Genomic DNA, 18960 nt, shown 5'->3' on the forward strand with positions numbered 1-18960 from the left:
CGCCGACCCCGGTGCGACCCACCAAACCGCTCCCACCCACACCGGTGAAAGCGCCCGCCAAACCGCTACCACCGACCCCGGTGCGACCCACCAAACCACTCCCACCCACACCGGTGAAAGCGCCCGCCAAACCGCTGCCACCGACCCCGGTGAAGATCGTGCTTCCGCACAGGCCGTTCCCGCCGACCCCGGTCGTCCCGCCCACGCCGGTGGTGGTGCCGCCGCTGAACCTGCCGGACGTCCCGTTCACCTCCGGCCGGGCCGACTCGCCCAGGGTGAGCCGGAACGACTTCAACATGCTGGGCGACGACCTCCGGCACCAGTTCAACGCCAACCGCGACAGGCGCTTCTTCCGCGAACTCTTCGACGACTGGTACGGCGCGGACGGCGTCCGCCTGCGGGATCCCGACGACGAGATCGAGGACGACGTGTACGGCCTCATGGGGGTGGGCGACGCCGGTTACCTCACCGAGGCCGTCAACGCCGACGACGTCTACGACTTCGGCCACGAGGGTGAGCAGAGCGGCGATTACACGATCGAGAACCAGACCGCCGAGAACGAGGAGCCGGTCGAGTTCTGGGAGGCGCTCGACAACGGCGACTACGTCAGGGTCCTCAGCGACCGGCACGGGACGATTCCCGAGGAGGAGTTCCGCAATCGGGCCCGCCGCCTGGTCGTCAACCTCAATTCCCAGGCCACGGGGCTGCGCGTGGCCAGGGCGCTGACACCCCTGTTCAAGGAAGAGGACCTGCGCGACAAGTTCACGCAGTTCAAGGTCTACCTGTCCACGGCCGCGGCCCCGGACAAGCTCGTCAAGAACGACAAGCTGGTGCTCTACTACCTCCTCGGCGAGAACACCCAGAACGGAGCCGACGTGGTCGGCAGCAAGCTGGCCACCGCTGTGCAGGACGTGCTCGGGCCGGGCGAGGCCAACCTCAGCATCAGCCCGTTCTACTCGCGGCTGACCCAGGCCGTCTCGTGGTCCGAGGAGGCCGAGAACTTCCTGGACGACGCGGAAGGGCTCAGCTTCACCGAGACCCGGGCCAAGGTCATCGCCCAGGTGATCAGTGACAATCCGAACGTGACGGACCCCGCCGCGCTGGAGGTGCTGGTCAAGCAGGCGTTCGCGGGGAAGGGCATCCGCCCGGACGCCCGCCACCGCCATCTCGACCCGCCACCCGCCAGAACCTGAGCCGTCGAAAAGCACGCTGGGAGATGCGGCCCCAGAGTGGAATGTGCCATCTTTGGAAAATGTCCAATTCAAAGAAGGTTGACGACTTCCTGAGCAAGCTCAGCCACCCGCTGAAGGAAGAGATGGAAGCTATCAGGGCCATCATCGTCGCCAATCCCAAAATTGAAGAAGACGTCAAATGGGGAGGCCCCAGCTTCGCGTACAAGGAAGAGCTGGCCACCGTCAGCCCGAGGGTCAAGGACGCCGTCGCCCTGGTCGTCCACCAGGGCGCGCTCCTCAAGGACGAGTCCGGTCTGCTTGAGCCCGCCACGAAGGGCAAGGCCTACATCAAGCTCCACAACATGGACGAGGTCAAGGCCAACAAAGAGGCACTCGAGCAGCTGGTGAACGAGTGGATCGAGCTGATGGACAGCAAGTAGCCCCAGAGCCCCGGGGCGCAAGGAGACGCTTCGCGCTTCGGGGCTCAGCCGCCCTCCCGGGGCGCGCCTTCGGCACGCAAGGTCATCGCAAGTGGGCGCTTCGCGCCTTGGGGCTCAGCCGTTCCTCCCGCTGTCCCGACGCGGGACGCCAACGAATCACCACAGCCGGCCTCAGGGGCTGTACCGATGGCAGGCACGCGGATCTCATGCCGCGCCTCGCGCGTCCTTGGTCGGACGAGAAGCTTGACGAGGCTGGCGTTCGAGTCGGGTTTCCTGCTCCAGGTGCTCGAACAGTTCACGTCGGGTCGCGCCGCAGCGCACATTGGACAGGCCGCTCTTCGTGGAAACCAAGACAGTACGGAAGGCGATATAGCCGCCCCCGGCACCCTCCAGAATCTCCCAACCGGGAAATGCTCTACCTCCGGTCACGTCCACTCCGCCTGCCGTTGCCATGGAACGCTCCATTTCAACCGTTCGCAATGCGACATCGGAGGATCTGGGTAGGCGTCAAAACGTGTCCGCGCCAGCCATCCGGAGCGACTCCGTTGCGTACTGGCCGTCATCGCTCCCGCCCTCCTTCCATCGGCGCTTCGAACGGCAGCCGAGCCCACACGGCCCGTTCGCCGGCCTGCGTGAGACTCGTGGCCCAAGACCCGCTCGTCAGCGCGTCCACGATCCACAGACCCCGGCCCGTCATCTCGCCAACCCCCGGCATACGCGGCATCGGAACCGTCCCCGACCGGCCAGGGTCCACCACTGTCAACCGCCAGTACCGCCGCCCGCCCTGCTCTTCCGGCCGCAGGCTCATCCGCACCCACGCGCCACCGCCGTACACCATCGCGTTCGTCACCAACTCCGACGCGATCACCTGGAGATCCCCCACCGCCCAGTGATCCCCCATCCATCCCCGCAACTCCTGGCGAGCCAGCCCAGGCAACAACGCCTGGTCATCAAGCTCCCGGAGCATCCACACCTTCACGCCTGCGCGTGGAGGATCTGACACAACTGCCCGCATGGTCACCTCTGAAGATCGGCGTACTGTCCGCACAGACATGTACGTTCCTGCTTGAGGCTTGCACCTCCCGAAACTTTGAGTAGGCCCTTACAGCATGGGCTTTCTTCCACTGGTAGGCGTTAAAGATTAGGCGTACAGTTCCATACAGTTAGTACGCCAACCTTCTGCGTAACTATGCGAAGGGATATAGCGCCAGAAAGGGTGTGATATGCCGCAAGACGGGCACGATTCCAGTAGAGCGGCGTGGGCTGAGTACGCCGCACGCCTACGCGGCATCCGGATGGACCAGAAGTTGACCCAAGAACGACTCGCGGACCGGCTGTCCTACAGTGAAAGCGCCGTTGGGCATGTCGAGCGACTCCTGCGCAAGCCGAGCGAGGAGTTCACCCGCGAGGTGGAGAAAGCCCTAGGGCTGAACGGGCAACTCCTAGAGCTACTCCCGCAGATCTATGGCGTTCTGGGGCCTCGGTGGTTCCGAGAGTGGCCGAAAGTAGAGGGGGCGGCTCACACCATCCGAACATCCGAGCCGATGCTTATCCCTGGCCTACTCCAGACGGAGGATTACGCCAGGCACGTATTCCTTGGAGAGCCCGGAATCACTGAGCAGGATGTCGACCAGGCGGTGCGGATCCGTATCCACAGGCAAACTGTCTTGACCACACCGGCACGACCGATGTACTCGACCCTCATTGATGAGGGTGTCCTCCATCGACCTGTGGGAGGCTCCGAGGTTATGCGAGGGCAACTTCGCAAGCTCCTGGATGTACTCAATCCTCCGTACATCACAGTACGGATCATCCCCCTCAAAGCTGGGCTCACGGTGGGATGTCTCGGCGCATTCGAGATCGCCACACTTCTGGACGGCGGACCGGACCACGCCTACCTGGAGAGTGCCGAGGAGGGCCGGGTAACGAATCGCGCCAAGACCGTGCAAGCGCTTATTGTGCGGTGGGAAGCCCTGTCCAGCATGGCGTATCCCGTAGACAAGAGTCGGGAGACCATTCGCGAGGTGATGGAGAGTTATGAGTAACTCAGACGGTCTCCGTGTGGACGTGTGGACCAAGGCCAAAGCGTCTGGCGGGAACGGTGGGAGCTGCGTCGAGGTGATGCGGCGGTCGGACGACAGCGTTCTCGTCAGAGACACCAAAGAGCACGGGAAGGGGCCTGTCCTGAGCTTCACCAGGGACGAATGGCTTGCCTTCCTGAACGGAGCTTCCAACGGGGAATTCGACCTGTCCTAGCTGTGGCGGCCCTACGGAGGGGGCCCTACTCGTAGTACTCGTAGGCCCCCTCCCTCAGGCCGCGATCCCTACAGGTTGGTAGGTAGGGAACCCGTACAGCCTTCTGCGTCATTCACCGGCGACCTCCAGCAGCCGTCCCCCGGAAAGCTCCAGCCGGCGCTCCACCCTGATCTCCGCGAGGAACCGCTCGTCGTGGCTGACCACCACGAACGCCCCCTCGTACGCCCCCAGCGCGCTCTCCAACTGCCCCACGCTGACCAGGTCGAGATTGTTGGTGGGCTCGTCGAGCAGCAGGAGCTGCGGCGCGGGCTCGGCGCACAACACGCAGGCCAGGGTGGCGCGCAGCCGTTCGCCGCCCGACAACACGCTCACCGGCAGGTGCGCCCGGGGGCCCCGGAACAGGAAGCGGGCCAGCAGGTTCATCCGATCCGCTTCCAGCATGCCGGGGGCGAACGCGGCCAGGTTCTCGGCCACGGTGCGCTCGACGTCGAGCAGGTCGAGCCGCTGCGACAGGAAGGCGACCCGGCCGTCGGCCCGCCTGATCGTGGCGCCGTCGGACCTCTCGGTCGTACCCGCGTCGGCCCGCCTGATCGTGGCGCCGTCGGACCTCTCGGTCGTACCCGCGTCGGTCCGCTGCTCACCGCGCCCGGTCGTGCCGCCGTCGGGCTGCAGGTCGCCGCTGATCAGGCGCAGCAACGTGGACTTGCCCGCGCCGTTCGGGCCGGTCAGCGCGATGCGCTCGGGCCCGCGTACGGTCAGGTCGATGCCCGGATCGGCGAACAGGCCGCGCGCCCGCAGGTGTTCGCCGTGGAAGACCGTGCGCCCGGCGGGCACGTGGGTGCCCGGCAGCTCCAGGGCGATCCGCTGGTCGTCGCGCAGCGCCCGCCCGGCCTCGTCGAGCCTGGACCTGGCGTCGCTGACGCGGGAGGCGTGCATCTGGCCGGCGCGCCCGGCCGACTCCTGCGCGCCGCGTTCATGTTCCCCGCGAAGATCCGCGGCAGGCCGGCGCTCTTGAGGTTGCGCGCGGCGTTGCCGGCCCGGCGCTCGGCGCGCTCGCGGGCCTGCTGCATCTCCCGCTTCTCCCGCTTGAGCTCCTGCTCGGCGCTGCGCACGGTGCGCTCCGCGGCTTCCTGCTCGGTGCGTACGGCCTCCTCATACGCGCTGAAGTCGCCCCCGTAGAAGCGCATCTCGCCACGGTCGAGTTCGGCGATGCGGTCCATGCGGTCGAGCAGCGCCCGGTCGTGGCTGACCAGGAGCAGGCAGCCGTTCCAGTCACCGAGCACGTCGTACAACCTGCGGCGGGCGCCGAGGTCAAGGTTGTTCGTCGGCTCGTCGAGCAGCAGGACGTCGGGCCGTTTGAGGAGCTGCGCGGCCAGGCCGAGCGAGACGACCTGCCCGCCGCTCAGCGTGCCCAGCGAGCGGCCGAACGCCAGGTCACCGAGGCCGAGCCGGTCGAGCTGGGCACGGGTTCGCTCCTCGATGTCCCAGTCGTTGCCGATGGTGGTGAAGTGCTCCTCGCCGGCGTCGCCCGACTCGATGGCGTCCAGCGCGGCGATCACCGGGGCGATGCCCAGGACCTCGGCCACGGTCAGGTCGCCGGTGAGCGACAGGCTCTGCGGCAGGTAACCGAGCACGCCCTCGACGGCGACGTTGCCGCCACGGGGACGATACTCGCCGGCGATCAGCTTGAGCAGCGTGCTCTTGCCGGCGCCGTTCGGGGCGACCAGGCCGGTACGGCCGCCGCCCACGCTGAAGGACAGGTCGCTGAAGACAGGGGTGTCGTCAGGCCAGGAAAAGGACAGGTTGGAACAGACGATGAACGCATCGGACATGCGAAAGAGACCTCATGCACATGAGAAGTGACAGGGGATGACGACTGAGGCCACGTCGGCGGCGCGGTCGTTTCGCGCCTGCCGGGGCCGGTCAACCTCCGGTATCACCCGGAGATGTCGTCGTCACCTGCCATGCCTGGTCTCCTAAGTCTCAAGTCTCTTTCACGATAGCACCGGCCCCCTGACGACGAAGTCCGCGACCGGCCCGCGCCGGCTCTGGACAACGTGCCGGACCGGTCCGGCTCTGGACAACGTGCCGGACCGGTCCGGCTCTGGACAACGTGCCGCGTTCGTGATCTGACGGAGTAAAGCGCCGCCGATCACGAACAGGAGCACCGGGAAATGAGCGACACGCCGCGACTGAACACCGCCGGCTTTACCCTGCTGGAGCGAGCCCGCGACCTGCGCACGCTGATCGAACGCGAGGCCGACAAGGCCGAGGCGCAGGCCAGACTCACCGACACCGTCGTGGACGCCCTGCACGAGGCCGGAATCTTCGGCATCTGGGTGCCGGCCCCGCTCGGTGGCGCCGAATCGTCCCCCAAGGAGCTGCTCGCGGTCTTCGAGCAGCTCTCGTACGCCGACCCCTCCACGGGCTGGGTCGTCATGGCCACCACGCTGGAGAACGGCACGGCCGGGGCCTACCTGCCTGACGAGGCCATCGAGCGGATCTTCACGGGTCCCCGGATGCCGCTGATCGCGGGCCAGGGCACCAGGGCGGGCGTCGCCGTACCGGAGAAGGGCGGGTTCCGCCTCAGCGGGCAGTGGAGCTTCGCCTCCGGCATGCCACACGCCCAGTACGCCCACAGCCTGGGCGCCATAGAGGGCACCGACGAGGCACGGATCTTCATCACCCCGATGGAGGACGTCAAGATGCTCGGCAACTGGGACGTCCTGGGCCTGCGCGCGACGGGCAGCATCGACTACTCGATCGACGGCGCGTTCGTACCGGACTCGTACTCGCACGTCTTCTCCACCAACGAGCCACTGCGCGGCGGCGCCGTCTACCGGCTCGGGCTGCTCGACCAGGCGCTGATCTGCCACTCCGGCTGGGCGCTCGGCATCGGCCGCCGGCTGCTCGACGAGCTGATCAGGTACGCGGGAGAGCGCAGCGGGCGGCCTGGCCAGCTCGCCGGCAGCGACGCCTTCCACGCCGACTTCGCCAGGGCCGAGGTGAAGTACCGCGCCGCGAAGGCCCTGATCCACCAGGCGTGGGACGACGCGGAACGCGCCCTGGCGGCGGGCCGCACGCTCGACGTGCGGGAGGAGACGATGCTACGGCTCGCGCTCAACCACATGACCTCGACGGTCACGGAGGTGGCGCGTTTCGTGTACGCCTCGGGCGGCACCTCCTCGCTGCGCGACGGGCTGATCCAGCGGCTGTTCAGGGACATCCACGCGGGCGCCGCCCACATCCTGTCGGGGCCGCAGTTCCTGCGCGAGTGCGGCCGCGAACTGGCCGGCCTGGCGCCGGGCGAGACCTGGGCGGTCCTGAACCTGGAGCCGTGAGATCGCCGATGAGTTTCGCCCACGGTGACGGTCTGACCTAGGACAAGTGCACCGGAGGAAGGACGATCCCCATGACGACCACCACCCACACCCTGAAGCGTCCCGGCGTGCGACTGCGTTACGAGGTGCGCGGCTCCGGGCCGCTGCTGGTGGTGACCGGCGCGCCGATGGCGGCGGCCGAGTTCGCGTCGCTGGCCGACGCGATGGCCGCCGACCACACCGTCGTCACGCACGACCCCCGGGGCATCTCGGGCAGTGTGCTGGACGATCCCACCCAGGACTCGACGCCCGAACTGCGCGCCGACGACCTCGCCGCCATCCTCGACGCGCTGGGGGCCGAGTCCGCCGACGTGTTCGGCAGCAGCGGCGGGGCGGTGACGGGGCTGGCGCTGGTCGCGCGGCATCCGGGACGGGTGCGCACGCTCGTCGCGCACGAGCCGCCCTCGCTGGAGCTGCTGCCCGACGCCGCCGAGCAGCGGGCCGCCACGGACGACATGATCGAGACCTTCCACCGCGACGGGCTGGAGGCCGCCTTCGGGAAGTTCATGGGCAACGCCGGGTTCGACGACGAGGCCGCGCCTCCCGGGGAGCCGTCGGAGCAGTCCCTCGCCGACGGTGCCCGCTTCTTCGCCCACGAACTACGCGGCACCACCCGCTACGTCCCCGACGTCGCCGCGCTTCGGGCCGCCTCCGCCCGGGTCGTCGTGGGGATAGGGGTGGAGTCGGGCAAGCTAGTCACGTACCGGACGTCGGTGGCGCTGGCGGAGCTGCTCGGCACGGTGCCGGCGGAGTTCCCCGGGGAGCACGTCGGGTTCATGGAGGCCACCGGGGAGTTCGCGGAGGTGCTGAGGAAGGTCCTCGCCGACGGCTAAGCCTGGTCGTTCCAGGCCACCGCCACCTTCGGCGCCGCGGCGCGGCCCTGCGCGTAGCCAGCCTCGGCGCTGGGGGTGCGGGTCTCCGGGGCGAGCGGGTTGGCGCCGAACGCCGTCAGCGACGCCTGGTCGGGTTCGATCACCTCGACCGTGCCCTCCAGCCGGGCCCACGACGGTTCTCCCAGGTCGGGCATGGCGGCCAGCACCAGGACACGATCGAACCCGGCCGCGAGGTCGGCGTTCGTGGCCGCGCGCACACCGCCGTCCATGTACCGCGCGCCGTCGATGGTCACGCACGGCCACACGCCCGGGACCGCGCAACTGGCGGCCACCGCGTCCACCAGGCCCACCCCAGAGTCGGGCCCGAACAGGCGCGGCTCGCCGGTATGGGCGTCCAGGGCCACGATCACCAGGTCGCGCCGCGGCCAGTCGTGCACCGGCAGCCGGGCCTCGATCACCTCGCGGCGCCTGGCCTCGCTGACCGTTTCCGCCCCGAGCGCCAGCGCGCCGATCTCGCGCCGCTGCCCGGCCGGGTCGAGAGCGCTTTCTGAGATCTGCTGGAACCTGGCCCAGAGCTCTTCCATCGATATGTCGCCGGGGGGCAGCTCGGGCGACTGGAGCGCGGGGTCGGACTGGCGGGCGAGCAGGTCGGGCAGGGACAGGCCGCTGGTGATCTGGGCGGCCACCGTGGAGCCGGCCGACGTGCCGATGATCCGGTCGGCGGTCGTGACGTCGACCCCGCCGTCCGCGAGCCCGGCCAGCACGCCCGTCTCCCACGCGATCCCGGCGACTCCCCCGCCGCCCAGCACCAGCGCCCGCCTGCTCTCGCTCATCGGCCCTCCACGTATGCCGTCGTCATCGCTCGTGAACCTATCCCAGGGCTCATCCGGGGCGAACAGCGGCTTCTGACGGATGCGCCGTCAGCCGAGCCTTACGGTGACCGTCACCGAGGCGCCCTCCTGGCCGGCCAGCCGCTCGAACGTGAGCGTGCCGTCCTCCAGGAGGGCGTCTCCGCGCAGCACGTCCACCACCGGCCGGGCCCAGGTCACGCGCAGTTCGTCCAGCTCGCACCGAGGATCCGCGACGGTCACGGTGGCGGTCCCGCCGGGCAGCTCACGCACCAGGACCGCGCACGGCGCGGAGGCGGTCAGGTCGCCGGCGGTCCCCGCGTTCCAGAAGCAGGCCGCCGTGACGCCCAGCGAGGGCACGTGAACGGCCTGCAGCCGCGCGGTGTTGGCCACCACGCGCACCCACCCCCGGTCGGCGGCTCGGGCCCGCGTCCCCTCCTCGTCCGCCCCCGGCAGAAGCGCGTAGACGTAGGAGGCCGCACGCGGGTCGACGCCGTGGTCGAGCCAGAGCGTCACGTAGTCGCGGCGCACCCCACCGCCGTCCCGGCTTTCCCGCAGCGTGCGCAGGACCTGACCGTCGGGTACGACATATCCCCCATGCCCCTCGACATGAGCCCACCCCTCGCCGGCCCCGAGCCGGGCCGCGGTCCTGCGGTTGTCCACGATCGTCTCGACGGCCACCCCGTCCTGGCCGGTGATGCCCGCCCCCAGGCAGACGACCGCGTCATCGAGGAAGACCCACGACTTGAAGGCCTCCATCGTGCTCTCCAAGCCGCTCAGATGTTGCCCGGCCACCGCATACGTGCCATCCGTCGCCCCGCCCACCCACCGCCACGGCGTACGGGTGTCACCCCATCCCCCTCCCGCCCCGTCAGGCAGCCGCAGGGTGGAGACGGTCGTGCCCGGCAGCCGGTAGGGGTCCACGGTCGGCCAGAAGGAGTCGGAGTAGTGGTCACCGTGCCCCTCGGCCCACCAGTAGAGCATTCCGGATCCGGTGTGCCAGCCACGCAGGTTCTCCCCGTTGCCGTGCTCGTAGTGCCCGATCCGGTAGGAGGCCATGCTGAGCCCCGCGCTCCAGCCGGGACGCCGGTGCACGGCCCTGGCGCTCATGGGCAGCAGCCGGTGCCCGACCGGCTCCGGCGCCACGGGCACGGAGTCGTCCATGATCGCCGCCAGGCGGGCGTGGAAGGCGGGCTCCAGCCTCGGCCCGTACCCGCCGCGTACCGCCCAGCCCTTGACCATCGCCTGCCACCGCGCCCGCTGTCCGGCCGGAGCGCTCTCCCCCAGCAGCAGGATCGCGGCGGCGATCTCCCGTCCGCGCTCGTGATCGCCGAACGCCCTCCTGCCGACTCCCCTCCCGCGGACAAGATCCATACACGCCCCGTCGAGCACGAAAGGGGCGAACGACCGCTCGATCACGTCGAAGATCCGCCGGTCCGCGAGCTCCCAGGGCGAGCCGCGCAGCACCGCGTACAACAGGGCGAGCCCCGACAGCAGCGTCACCCCGTAGGCCCCCTGGTAGGGAACGGACGTGTGCTGGATGAACGACCCGTCCTGGTAGAAACCATCACCCTCCGACACGGTCGGGAACACCGGCGACAACGCCGAGACGGCGAGACCCGCCTTGGCGTGGTCGTCGGAGAGCATGGCCCGCAGCAGCGTCACCAGGCACAGGTCCACCCGGTTGGCGGCGGTGCTGTTACCGGAATAGCGGGATAAGCGTCTCTCCGGTGAGAAATGATCCACCGCCTCCCCCAGGGCGGCGCTCTGCAGCCCGGTCAGCACGGCCGCGTCGAGCAGCGCCTTCGGCACCCCGATCGCCCAGTTCCACCAGTTGCCGATCGGATCGGCGCCCGCGGTGTAGACGTGGCGCCGGTAGTGCTCCACCCCCTCGGCCACGGCCTCGGCGAGACCCGCGTCGCCGGTCAGCCCGGACCCCTCCATCGCGTACGCGCGCGCCATGGTCTGGATCCGCCGCGGCGTGGCCGCGTACGAGGGGAAGGGCAGGCCGGGCCAGAGCGAGGAGGAGCCGGGCGCCATCGTGTCGCGGTAGCGGGCGGCGGCCCGCCCCAGCGCCCGGTACGGCCCCGCGTCCGGCTCGTGCGGCGGCCCCGACGTCACCTCCCGCCAGCGACGCCGCAACAACACGAACGTGTCGTCAGGCGTGTACGCCACCCCCGCCGGCACGAGCGCCCCGGCCGTCCCGGCCGCGGCCACGCCGCCGAGCCGGAGAAACGACCGCCTGGAAGGCCACCACACGCCTCGATTATCACGCCGGACGCCCCCCGAGAGCGCCCGGCGCCGTCATCACACCGGACGCACCCCCGAGAGCGCCCGGCGCCGTCATCACGCCGGACGCACCTCGGAGAGCGCCCGGCCGTCATCACGCCCGCCGCAGATCGCCGAACCAGTCGAGCACCTGAGGCAGCGAGCGGAGCGCCGAGGTCGTGTGATCGACGTCCCCCACGTCGGTCAGCTTCACCCTGACCCCGCTCGCCCGGAGCTCACCCAGGCAGAGGCGCGAGTTGGCGAACGCCACGTCCTTGTCACCGTGCCCGGCGAACAACCGCACCGGCACCCCGGCCCGCCAATCGGCGCAGGTGCCGTCGTTGGCCTCCGTCGCCCGCAGAACAGCCCCCGACGGCTTCGCGACGCGCTTGAGATAGGCGGCGGTGACCAGGTCGCGCGGCGTGGCGGGCAGCCCGGCCACGATCTCGTCGAAGTCGTGGCTCCCGTCGAACAACTTCTCCACGCCCGGGTCGCGGAACACCTCCGACGGGGAGTCGTACAGGTGGTGCAGCCGGTTCATCGAGACGGTCCAGTACGCCAGGTAGAACGTGGCGCTGTGCGGTTCGAGCCGCCCCCCGAGCAGCGCGGGCAGCTCGGCCCGGCGCACGTGGTACGGCCCCGAGATCGGCGCGACCCCCCGCAGCCGGTACGCCGGATCGCCCCGCAACTCCTTGCCCAGCGCCATGGCCGCATGCCCACCCTGGGAGAACCCGGTGACCAGCACGTCCCCGCTCAACGTCCGCCCCTGACGCCCGGCCAGCTCCCCCGCCGCCCGCAGCAGGTCGGTGGAGGCCGACGCCTCGGTGGCCGCGTCCATGTACGGGTGGAAACCGGGCCCCTTGCCGAGCCCGAGGTAGTCGGGCGCCACCCCGGCGAACCCCGCCGCGGCGAACATCAGCGGCACCGTCCGCCCGTCCTGGTCGGCCACCGACCCCGCGTCGGCCTTGGTGGCCAGGGTGCCGTGCGCGTAGCTGACCGTCCACAACCCCTTCCTGGACCGGGCGGGCAACGCGACGACGCCGCTGGCGGTGGTCGGGGCGCCGTCCACGCCGATGGTGCGGTAGACGACCGCGTACAGGTCGGCTCCCTGCGGCCGGGCGGGCACCGGGAACTTCTCCTTGCCGAGATAGGCGGTGACCTGCCCGGCCGTCATACGTGCCAGCAGGTCGGCCGTGACGATCGAGCCCCTGTCGTCGATCGTCACGGCGTGCGCGGCGGCGGGCGCCCCGGTCGCGGCAAGTGCCACCGGGGCGGTCGCGGTGGCCAGAACGACCCCGGCGCAGGCCAGAGCGAGCAGCCGGACCCTCATGGGATTCTTCATGGCACAGAACGCTACGAATTCCGGCGATCGTGTCCCAGCCTGCGCTCCACCCACCTCGCGGTAGGGCTCACCCCACCCTCAGAGGGGGAGCAGGGCCCCCGCCCGCTTGACGGTCTTGACGACCGGCGCGGTCTCGATGCCCCTGATCGCGGGCAACGAGCCCAGTTTGTCGGTCAGGAAGCGGTAGAGCGCGGCGTCGTCACGGCACACGATGCTGGCGTTCAGGTTGGCCGGCCCCGTCGTCGCGGCCGCGAACGCCACCTCCACGTGCTCGGCCAGCGCCCGCCCTGTCGCGTCGAGCTCGGCCGGCGGCACCGACATCCACAACTGGGCCTCCGCCTGGTAGCCCAGCGCCGCCGGCAGCACGTCCGTGTCGAAGAAGAGCGCGCCCGCCGCGCAGAGTTGCTCCATCCGGCGCTTGGCCGTCGACTCCGACCACCCCGTCACCGCCGCCAGGTCGGCGTAGCCCACGCGGCCGTCCAGGGAGAGCGCCTCCAGCATCGCCTCGTCGCCGGCGCTCAGCGCGAGCCCGTCATCCGCGCCCGGCCGGCGGGGGATCCGCCCCTCCTCCAGGAAGGCCACCTGGCCGGGCGAGAGCACGGCCAGGCCCGGCCAGCCGACCCGCCCGCCCACGAACGTGTGCAGGGTCCGGTGCGCCGACACCGACAACACCCGGTTGGTCCGCGCGAGCTTGCCGAGCAGCAGCGACTCGCGCTCCTGGGCCGTGCGCTGCGACGTGCCGCAGGAGATCTCCGTGCCGCCGGAGAGCAGGTGCACCCAGAAGGTGTCGGAGCGCCGCGCGAGCGCCTCGGCGATCGCCACCGCCGCGTCGGGGGTGCAGCGCAGCCTGATCCCCCACGACTCGTACCCGAGCCGCCGCCCGTCCACCATGCCGACCACGCGCAACATGCCGGTGGAGCGCAGCCGCCGGTAGCGGCGCGCCACCCGCTGGTCGGAGACCTCCAGCACCTCGGCGAGCCGGCTGAACGAGGCCCGCCCGTCCACCTGCAACGCGTGCATCAGCCCCCGGTCGACCTCATCGAGGTCAATGATTTCCACCACCACAGCGTAGGCCACACGGAAAACCAGCAGAATGCCCGCTCAAGCTGGCGAATACCCGCATGCAGGCCACACCGTTGTCCCCATGACTCAAACCCAAGCACCCGAGAGGGCGGGAACGACGTCATGGGCGCCGCTGGTGGCCGCCAGTCTGGGCGCTTTCATGTTGCTCGTCGATGTGACCATCGTCATGGTCGCCCTGCCGGATATATCCGCCGATCTGGGCATGTCCTTCACCGGCGTGCAGTGGCTGCTGGACGGCTACGCGCTGGCCCTGGCCGCCCTGCTGCTGGCCGCCGGTTCGTTCGCCGACCACACGGGACGGCGCAAGGTGTACCTGGCGGCGCTGGCGGTGTTCGCGCTGGCCTCGCTCGCCTGCGGGCTGGCGCCCAACGGCGGTCTGCTGCTGGGCGCCCGCGTGCTGCAGGGCGTCGCCGCGGCGGCCATGATGGCCACGACCCTGGCCATCGTCAGCGCCACCTACCACGGCAGGCAGCGCGGGATCGCGTTCGGCGTGTGGGGCGGCGTCAACGGGGCCGCCGCCGCCATCGCGCCCGTGCTCGGCGGCCTGCTCACCGAGCACCTGCACTGGCGGGCCATCTTCCTGGTGAACCTGCCCATCAGCCTGGTCGCCGCCTGGCTGACCCTGCGCGACGTCGAGGAGTCGCGACTGCCCGGCGGGGCCCGGCTCGACTGGGCCGGCATGGTGACGTTCACGCTGGCGGCGGGCGCGCTGACGTACGGGCTGGTCGAGGTCGGCCAGCACGGCTGGGCCTCGGCGCGCACGCTCGTGCCGCTGGCCGTGGCGGCGGTGGCGTTCCTCGCGTTCCTCCTCGCCGAGAGGCGCGGTCAGAACCCCATGCTGGACCTGCGGTTGTTCGCCAACAGGTCGTTCAGCGGCATCATGGCGGGGGCCGGGCTGCTCATGCCGGCCGCGTTCTCCTGCCTGGCCTTCACCTCGATCTGGCTGCAGCAGGACCTGCGGCTCGGCCCGGTGATGGCGGGGCTGGCGCTGTCGCCGATGGCCGTCACCTCACTGGTGGTCTCCGTGGCCTCGTCCCGCCTGTTCCCGGGACTGTCGCCGCGGGTCGCGCTCGGCGGCGGGCTGCTGCTGATCGCCGCGGGCGCGTTCCTGCAGGGCCTGCTCGGGCCGGACTCCACCTGGACCGCGCTGGCGCCCGGCCTGATGGTCACCGGCGTGGGCGTCGGCCTGGCCATCCCGTCGCTGAGCTCCGCCGCCATGACGTACGCGCCGCCGCAGCGCGCGGGCATGGCCGCGGGCACGGTCAACACGGTGAGACAACTCGGGTACGCGCTGGGCATCGCGGTGCTCGGCATCCTCTACCAGGGCGGGACGCTGAACGACGTCTACCGGGCCAGCGGGGTCACCGGCGTCGTGGCGGGCCTGCTGGTCCTGGTCGCGGTCACGAGCGGCACGACTAGACGCCGGCCCTGATCGGCACCACGTTGCCCGGCGTGCCCTGACGCGGGAGGGCGAACCAGGTGGCCTTCCCGACCAGGTCGGGGCGGGTGGCGTAGCGCTGGGGGTGGCAACCGTAGAAACCGTCGGAGAGCCTGGCGATGATGCGCAAGCCGCGCCCGTGCTCGGCCGCGAGGTCAGGGGGCGCAGGGGCGGGCAGCAGCGGACTGCTGTCCACGACCACGCACATGATCTCTTTGGCGTCCACGTGGAGCACCAGTTCATACGGGCCGTCGCCGTACATGAAGGCATTGGTGATCAATTCGCTGACCATGAGTACGGCGTCGTCCACGAGATCAGAAGAAAGGGAGAGTTCCGACAATTCCGCTCTTATGAGAGCTCGTGCCTGGCGTACCGTCCGTGCGTCCTCGGACAGTGGCCACGCGTACTGCTGTCGGCTCCGGCGAGTCGATCGCAGCCTGGTCATGGCGTCTCTTTCCTGGACTGAGGGGCAGCGAATGCGCGTTTCGCTTAACAAGAGGACCTGCCTATGGGTTGACGTACACGTCTGTCGAAACGTGTACGTATGAGAAGGCGTTTTGGGTCAATGTTCGGGGAAAAATCGCCATTTCTTTTGTGCGTCGTACGAAACGGCCGGGACAGGCCGGGTACGGACACCGGCATGAGCAGTACGGACGAGACCACACCGAAGATCGACACCAAGCGCGGGCGTCGGCCCGACACCGAGCCCAAGCCCGCCGGGCGCATGGCTCTGGAGCAGGCGCTGTCGGAGTCGGGCATGGTTCTTGAAGACCTCACGAGGGCCGTGCACCCCACGGGGCCGGCCCAGCGCAAGCCATCCGACTTCGACTAGGTCACAGGAGGGACCACACGGCGAACGGGGTCAGGGGGACACTGGTGAGCCGGTCGGCGATCTCCGGCATGGCGTCGGCGACCGCGTTCGCGATGGCGGCGGGCGGGCCGATCGTGCCGGCCTCGCCGACGCCCTTCATGCCGCCCGGCGTGATCGGCGAAGGCGTCTCCAGCATCACGACCTCGATGTGCGGCACCTCCCGCGTGGTGGGCAGCAGGTAGTCGACGATCGGCTGCCCGTCGTCGGTGTAGACGATCTCCTCGGTCAGCGCCTCCCCGATGCCCTGGGCCACGCCGCCGCGGATCTGCCCCTCCACCACGGCGGGGTTGACCAGCACGCCGGCGTCGTTGACCACCCAGTAGCCCTCCACCTCGACCTTCCCGGTCTCCGGATCGACGGCCACGGCCGCCGCGTGGGCGCCGTACGCGAAGGTGTAGCCCGCCGGGTCGTAGCTGACCCGTTCCTCCAGCCCGGGCGTGAGACCTTCTGGCAGGTCCCAGCCGCGCCATGCCGACGTGGCCACCTCCCGCAGCGTCACCGAGGCCCGCGGGTCGCCTTTCACCCGCACCACCCCGTCGGCGATCTCCAGGTCGTCGGCCGCCGCCTCCAGCCGATGCCCGGCGATGCTCAGCAGCTTGTCGCGCAGCCGCTCGGCGGCCTGGGTGAGCGCCGCGCCGCCGACCGCCAGCGAACGGCTGGCGACCGACCCGACCGACGAGTACGGCGTGGCCGCCGTGTCCCCCAGCACCACCCGCACCCGCTCGATGGGCACCCCCACCCGGTCGGCCGTGAGCTGGGCCAGCGCCGTCTCGATCCCCTGCCCGATCGACACCACCCCGGACGACACCACCACGGACGCGTCCTGGTCCATGCGCAGGACCACGCTCTCGTAGCCGCCCGCCAGCATCCCCATGGCCTTCAGATCCATCGAGGGCCCCAGACCGGTGCTCTCGACGTGGCAGGAGTAGCCCACGCCCCGCCTGCGCCCGTCGTCCTTCGACAGGGGCTTCGCCAGGGGCCGCACGAGGTCGCGCAGCGTACGCAGGGCGCGCGGGTAGTCGCCGGAGTCGTAGATCTGGTACACCCGCGAGGTGTACGGCATCTCCTCGGGCCCGACCATGTTCCGCAACCGCAGCTCGATCCGGTCGATCCCGAGCCGGCGGGCGGCCTCGTCGATCAGCCGCTCCCTGGTCAGCGTGCCCTCGGGCTGGCCGAAGCCGCGGTAGGAGCCGGTCGGGGTGGTCGTGGTGACGACGCCGCGCACGCGTACGGCGCACCGGTCGAACCGGTAGGGCCCCGGCACCAGCGTGGCCGTGACCGCGAACGTCGAGCAGCCCACGTTCGACGGATGGGCGCCGAGGTCGCCGAGCACGTCCACGTGCAGCGCCACGAACCGCCCGTCGCCGTCGAGCGCCAGCCGTGCCCGGTGCACGGCCTGCCGGGCGGGCAGCGTGGCGAACAGCCGGTCGCCCGGCGACTCCGACCAGCTCACGGGCAGGCCGGTGCGCATCGCGGCCAGGCAGATGAGCGCCTCGTCCGGGTAGACGTGCTCCTTGCCGCCGAACCCGCCGCCGGTGTCGCGGCTGATGACGCGTACCCGGTCGTGGTCCAGCCCGAACGCGTCCGCCAGGTGCTCGCGCACGTGGTGCGGCGCCTGGGAGGAGATGTGCACGGTCAGCTCGTCGTCGGTGTGGACGGCCACCACGCCGCGCGGCTCCATCGGGTACGGCGAGACCCGGCCCGTCCTGAACGTCATCTCGACCACGTGCTCGGCCCCCTCCACGGCGGCCAGGCAGTCGTCGTCGCCCATGGTGAACTCGCTGATCAGGTTCGTGCCCAGCTCGGGGTAGAGCAGCGGGGCGTCGCTCTCCAGCGCCCGCTCGGCCCCCACGGTCGCGGGCAGCTCGTCAAGGTCCAGGTCGAGCAGGTCGGCGGCGTCCCTGGCGGCCTCGGGCGTGCGGGCGACGACGACGGCGAGCGGCTGTCCCGTGTACCTGATCGCCTCATCCAGCACCGGGTAGGAGGTGAGCCGCTGGTCCGGCAGCACGTTCACGCAGGGCAGGCGGAGGTCGGCGGCCTCGGCCGGGGTGATGACGTCGAGCACGCCCTCCACGGCCCAGACCGCCTTGGTGTCGCAGCCGAGCAACCGGCCGTGGGGTATGGGGCTGCGCACCACGTACGCGTGCGCCATGCCCGGCACCCTGACGCCGCCGACGTACCTGCTCTTCCCCGTCAACAGCCTGGCGTCTTCCCGTCGCGGCGTCCGCGCGCCGACATACGCGTCTCCCATGGCCTGATTGTGAGCGCCGCACGCCGAACGGTCTATACGATCCGCGAGAAGGAGCACGTCAGCTGGGGTACTGATGCAAACATTCCTGCCATATCCGGACTTCGCCGCGACGGCGGCGGTCCTCGACCCGCTACGCCTGGGCAAGCAGCGCGTCGAGTCCCTGCAGATCCTGCGCGCCCTCACCGTCCCCGGGTACGGCTGGCGCCACCACCCCGCCGTCAAGATGTGGACCGGCTACGAGGAGGCGCTCGTCCGGTACGGCCTGGAGATCTGCGGCCACTGGTGTTCCATGGGCCGGCCCGACACCTGCGCGGCCACGATGACGACCGAGCTGGCCCGGCACCGCGACGCGCCCGGTGTGCGCCCCCAGGCCGACCTGGCGGCGGCCGGCGAGCTGCCACCCTGGCTCGGCGACGAGAAGCTGCACCTCAGCCACCGCTCGGCGCTGCTGCGCAAGGACCCCAGCTTCTACCGCCCCCTCTTCGGCGACGAACCGGACGACCTCGACTACGTCTGGCCCCGCTCCGACCGCCTGCCCGCCTGATCACACCACCTCGAAGGCCGCCATCATGGCCATGTCCTCGTGTTCGAGGTTGTGACAGTGCAGGACGTAGCGGCCCCGGTAGTCGGTGAAGCGGGTGACGATCTCGACGGTCTGGGCGTCGCGCAGCTCGACGGTGTCCTTCCACTCCGGCGGCCCCTGCGGCCGCTCGCCGTTGACCGACAACACCTGGAAGTGGTCGAGATGGAGGTGCACGGGATGCGCGACGTCGCTGGT

Annotated in this window: 18 protein-coding genes and 1 pseudogene; 9 read left to right on the forward strand and 10 right to left on the reverse strand. The window is 70.4% G+C overall.

What is annotated here, in order from left to right; genetic code table 11:
- Positions 1-149: 149 nt before the first annotated feature.
- Both ACFPZ3_RS04285 and ACFPZ3_RS04290 read left to right on the forward strand, forming a co-directional pair.
- A complete protein-coding gene (locus ACFPZ3_RS04285) occupies positions 150-1193 on the forward strand; it encodes a T3SS effector HopA1 family protein (protein ID WP_379512606.1) in 1044 nt (347 codons plus the stop codon).
- A gap of 59 nt (positions 1194-1252) precedes the next feature.
- Complete coding sequence (locus ACFPZ3_RS04290) at positions 1253-1612, forward strand: DUF1801 domain-containing protein (protein WP_379512607.1); 360 nt, start codon at positions 1253-1255, stop codon at positions 1610-1612.
- A gap of 204 nt (positions 1613-1816) precedes the next feature.
- On the opposite strand, the gene ACFPZ3_RS04295 is transcribed toward ACFPZ3_RS04290, so the two are convergent.
- Both ACFPZ3_RS04295 and ACFPZ3_RS04300 read right to left on the reverse strand, forming a co-directional pair.
- On the reverse strand, positions 1817-2065 hold the full coding sequence (locus ACFPZ3_RS04295) for a hypothetical protein (RefSeq protein WP_379512608.1): 249 nt from the start codon (positions 2063-2065) through the stop codon (positions 1817-1819).
- A gap of 106 nt (positions 2066-2171) precedes the next feature.
- Positions 2172-2579, reverse strand: coding sequence for an ATP-binding protein (locus ACFPZ3_RS04300; protein ID WP_379512609.1), 408 nt, complete (start codon positions 2577-2579; stop codon positions 2172-2174).
- Positions 2580-2835: 256 nt separating this feature from the next.
- Here ACFPZ3_RS04300 and ACFPZ3_RS04305 point away from each other — a divergent pair, with 256 nt between their 5' ends.
- Positions 2836-3657: a helix-turn-helix domain-containing protein gene (locus ACFPZ3_RS04305; protein ID WP_379512610.1), complete on the forward strand. Its 822-nt coding sequence runs from the start codon at positions 2836-2838 to the stop codon at positions 3655-3657.
- Positions 3650-3868, forward strand: coding sequence for a DUF397 domain-containing protein (locus ACFPZ3_RS04310; RefSeq protein ID WP_379512611.1), 219 nt, complete (start codon positions 3650-3652; stop codon positions 3866-3868). The genes ACFPZ3_RS04305 and ACFPZ3_RS04310 overlap by 8 nt, the downstream gene beginning before the upstream one ends.
- A 108-nt stretch (positions 3869-3976) precedes the next feature.
- On the opposite strand, the pseudogene ACFPZ3_RS04315 reads toward ACFPZ3_RS04310, so the two are convergent.
- Positions 3977-5700, reverse strand: a pseudogene (locus ACFPZ3_RS04315) (ABC-F family ATP-binding cassette domain-containing protein).
- 342 nt (positions 5701-6042) lie between these two features.
- On the opposite strand from ACFPZ3_RS04315, the gene ACFPZ3_RS04320 reads away from it, so the two are divergent.
- Both ACFPZ3_RS04320 and ACFPZ3_RS04325 read left to right on the forward strand, forming a co-directional pair.
- Positions 6043-7209, forward strand: a complete 1167-nt coding sequence (locus ACFPZ3_RS04320) for an acyl-CoA dehydrogenase family protein (protein ID WP_379512612.1) — start codon at positions 6043-6045, stop codon at positions 7207-7209.
- Positions 7210-7280: 71 nt separating this feature from the next.
- Positions 7281-8081 (forward strand): alpha/beta fold hydrolase, encoded by an 801-nt coding sequence (locus ACFPZ3_RS04325; protein WP_379512613.1) that lies wholly within the window; start codon positions 7281-7283, stop codon positions 8079-8081.
- Here the strand turns inward: ACFPZ3_RS04325 and ACFPZ3_RS04330 are convergent.
- From ACFPZ3_RS04330 to ACFPZ3_RS04345, 4 genes are all read right to left on the reverse strand, one after another.
- Positions 8078-8914, reverse strand: a complete 837-nt coding sequence (locus ACFPZ3_RS04330; protein ID WP_379512614.1) for a patatin-like phospholipase family protein — start codon at positions 8912-8914, stop codon at positions 8078-8080. The two genes, ACFPZ3_RS04325 and ACFPZ3_RS04330, sit on opposite strands and share 4 nt — an antisense overlap.
- A gap of 87 nt (positions 8915-9001) precedes the next feature.
- Positions 9002-11188 (reverse strand): polysaccharide lyase 8 family protein, encoded by a 2187-nt coding sequence (locus tag ACFPZ3_RS04335; RefSeq protein ID WP_379512615.1) that lies wholly within the window; start codon positions 11186-11188, stop codon positions 9002-9004.
- A 124-nt stretch (positions 11189-11312) separates the two neighbouring features.
- Positions 11313-12539, reverse strand: a complete 1227-nt coding sequence (locus tag ACFPZ3_RS04340; RefSeq protein WP_379512616.1) for a hypothetical protein — start codon at positions 12537-12539, stop codon at positions 11313-11315.
- A 78-nt stretch (positions 12540-12617) separates the two neighbouring features.
- The gene (locus ACFPZ3_RS04345) at positions 12618-13598 is read right to left on the reverse strand and encodes an AsnC family transcriptional regulator (protein ID WP_379512617.1); all 981 of its coding nucleotides are present in this window, start codon (positions 13596-13598) and stop codon (positions 12618-12620) included.
- 85 nt (positions 13599-13683) lie between these two features.
- Between ACFPZ3_RS04345 and ACFPZ3_RS04350 the strand changes: the two genes are divergently transcribed.
- On the forward strand, positions 13684-15054 hold the full coding sequence (locus ACFPZ3_RS04350) for an MFS transporter (protein WP_379512618.1): 1371 nt from the start codon (positions 13684-13686) through the stop codon (positions 15052-15054).
- Here the strand turns inward: ACFPZ3_RS04350 and ACFPZ3_RS04355 are convergent.
- Positions 15038-15505 carry an ATP-binding protein gene (locus tag ACFPZ3_RS04355; protein ID WP_379512619.1) on the reverse strand — a complete coding sequence of 156 codons (468 nt, stop codon included), beginning with the start codon at positions 15503-15505 and terminating at the stop codon, positions 15038-15040. The two genes, ACFPZ3_RS04350 and ACFPZ3_RS04355, sit on opposite strands and share 17 nt — an antisense overlap.
- Positions 15506-15700: 195 nt before the next feature.
- On the opposite strand from ACFPZ3_RS04355, the gene ACFPZ3_RS04360 reads away from it, so the two are divergent.
- A complete protein-coding gene (locus ACFPZ3_RS04360; RefSeq protein WP_379512620.1) occupies positions 15701-15892 on the forward strand; it encodes a hypothetical protein in 192 nt (63 codons plus the stop codon).
- Between the two features lies 1 nt (position 15893).
- Here the strand turns inward: ACFPZ3_RS04360 and ACFPZ3_RS04365 are convergent, their stop codons facing one another.
- Complete coding sequence (locus ACFPZ3_RS04365) at positions 15894-18182, reverse strand: xanthine dehydrogenase family protein molybdopterin-binding subunit (protein ID WP_379512621.1); 2289 nt, start codon at positions 18180-18182, stop codon at positions 15894-15896.
- Positions 18183-18255: 73 nt separating this feature from the next.
- Between ACFPZ3_RS04365 and ACFPZ3_RS04370 the strand changes: the two genes are divergently transcribed.
- Entirely contained in the window at positions 18256-18726 is a 471-nt protein-coding gene (locus ACFPZ3_RS04370; protein WP_379512622.1) for an MSMEG_6728 family protein, read from the forward strand.
- On the opposite strand, the gene ACFPZ3_RS04375 is transcribed toward ACFPZ3_RS04370, so the two are convergent.
- Positions 18727-18960, reverse strand: a 234-nt coding sequence (locus ACFPZ3_RS04375; protein ID WP_379512623.1) for a multicopper oxidase domain-containing protein, incomplete at its 5' end; no start/stop codon positions are given. It lies immediately after the preceding gene.

Source organism: Nonomuraea insulae (assembly GCF_042656245.1).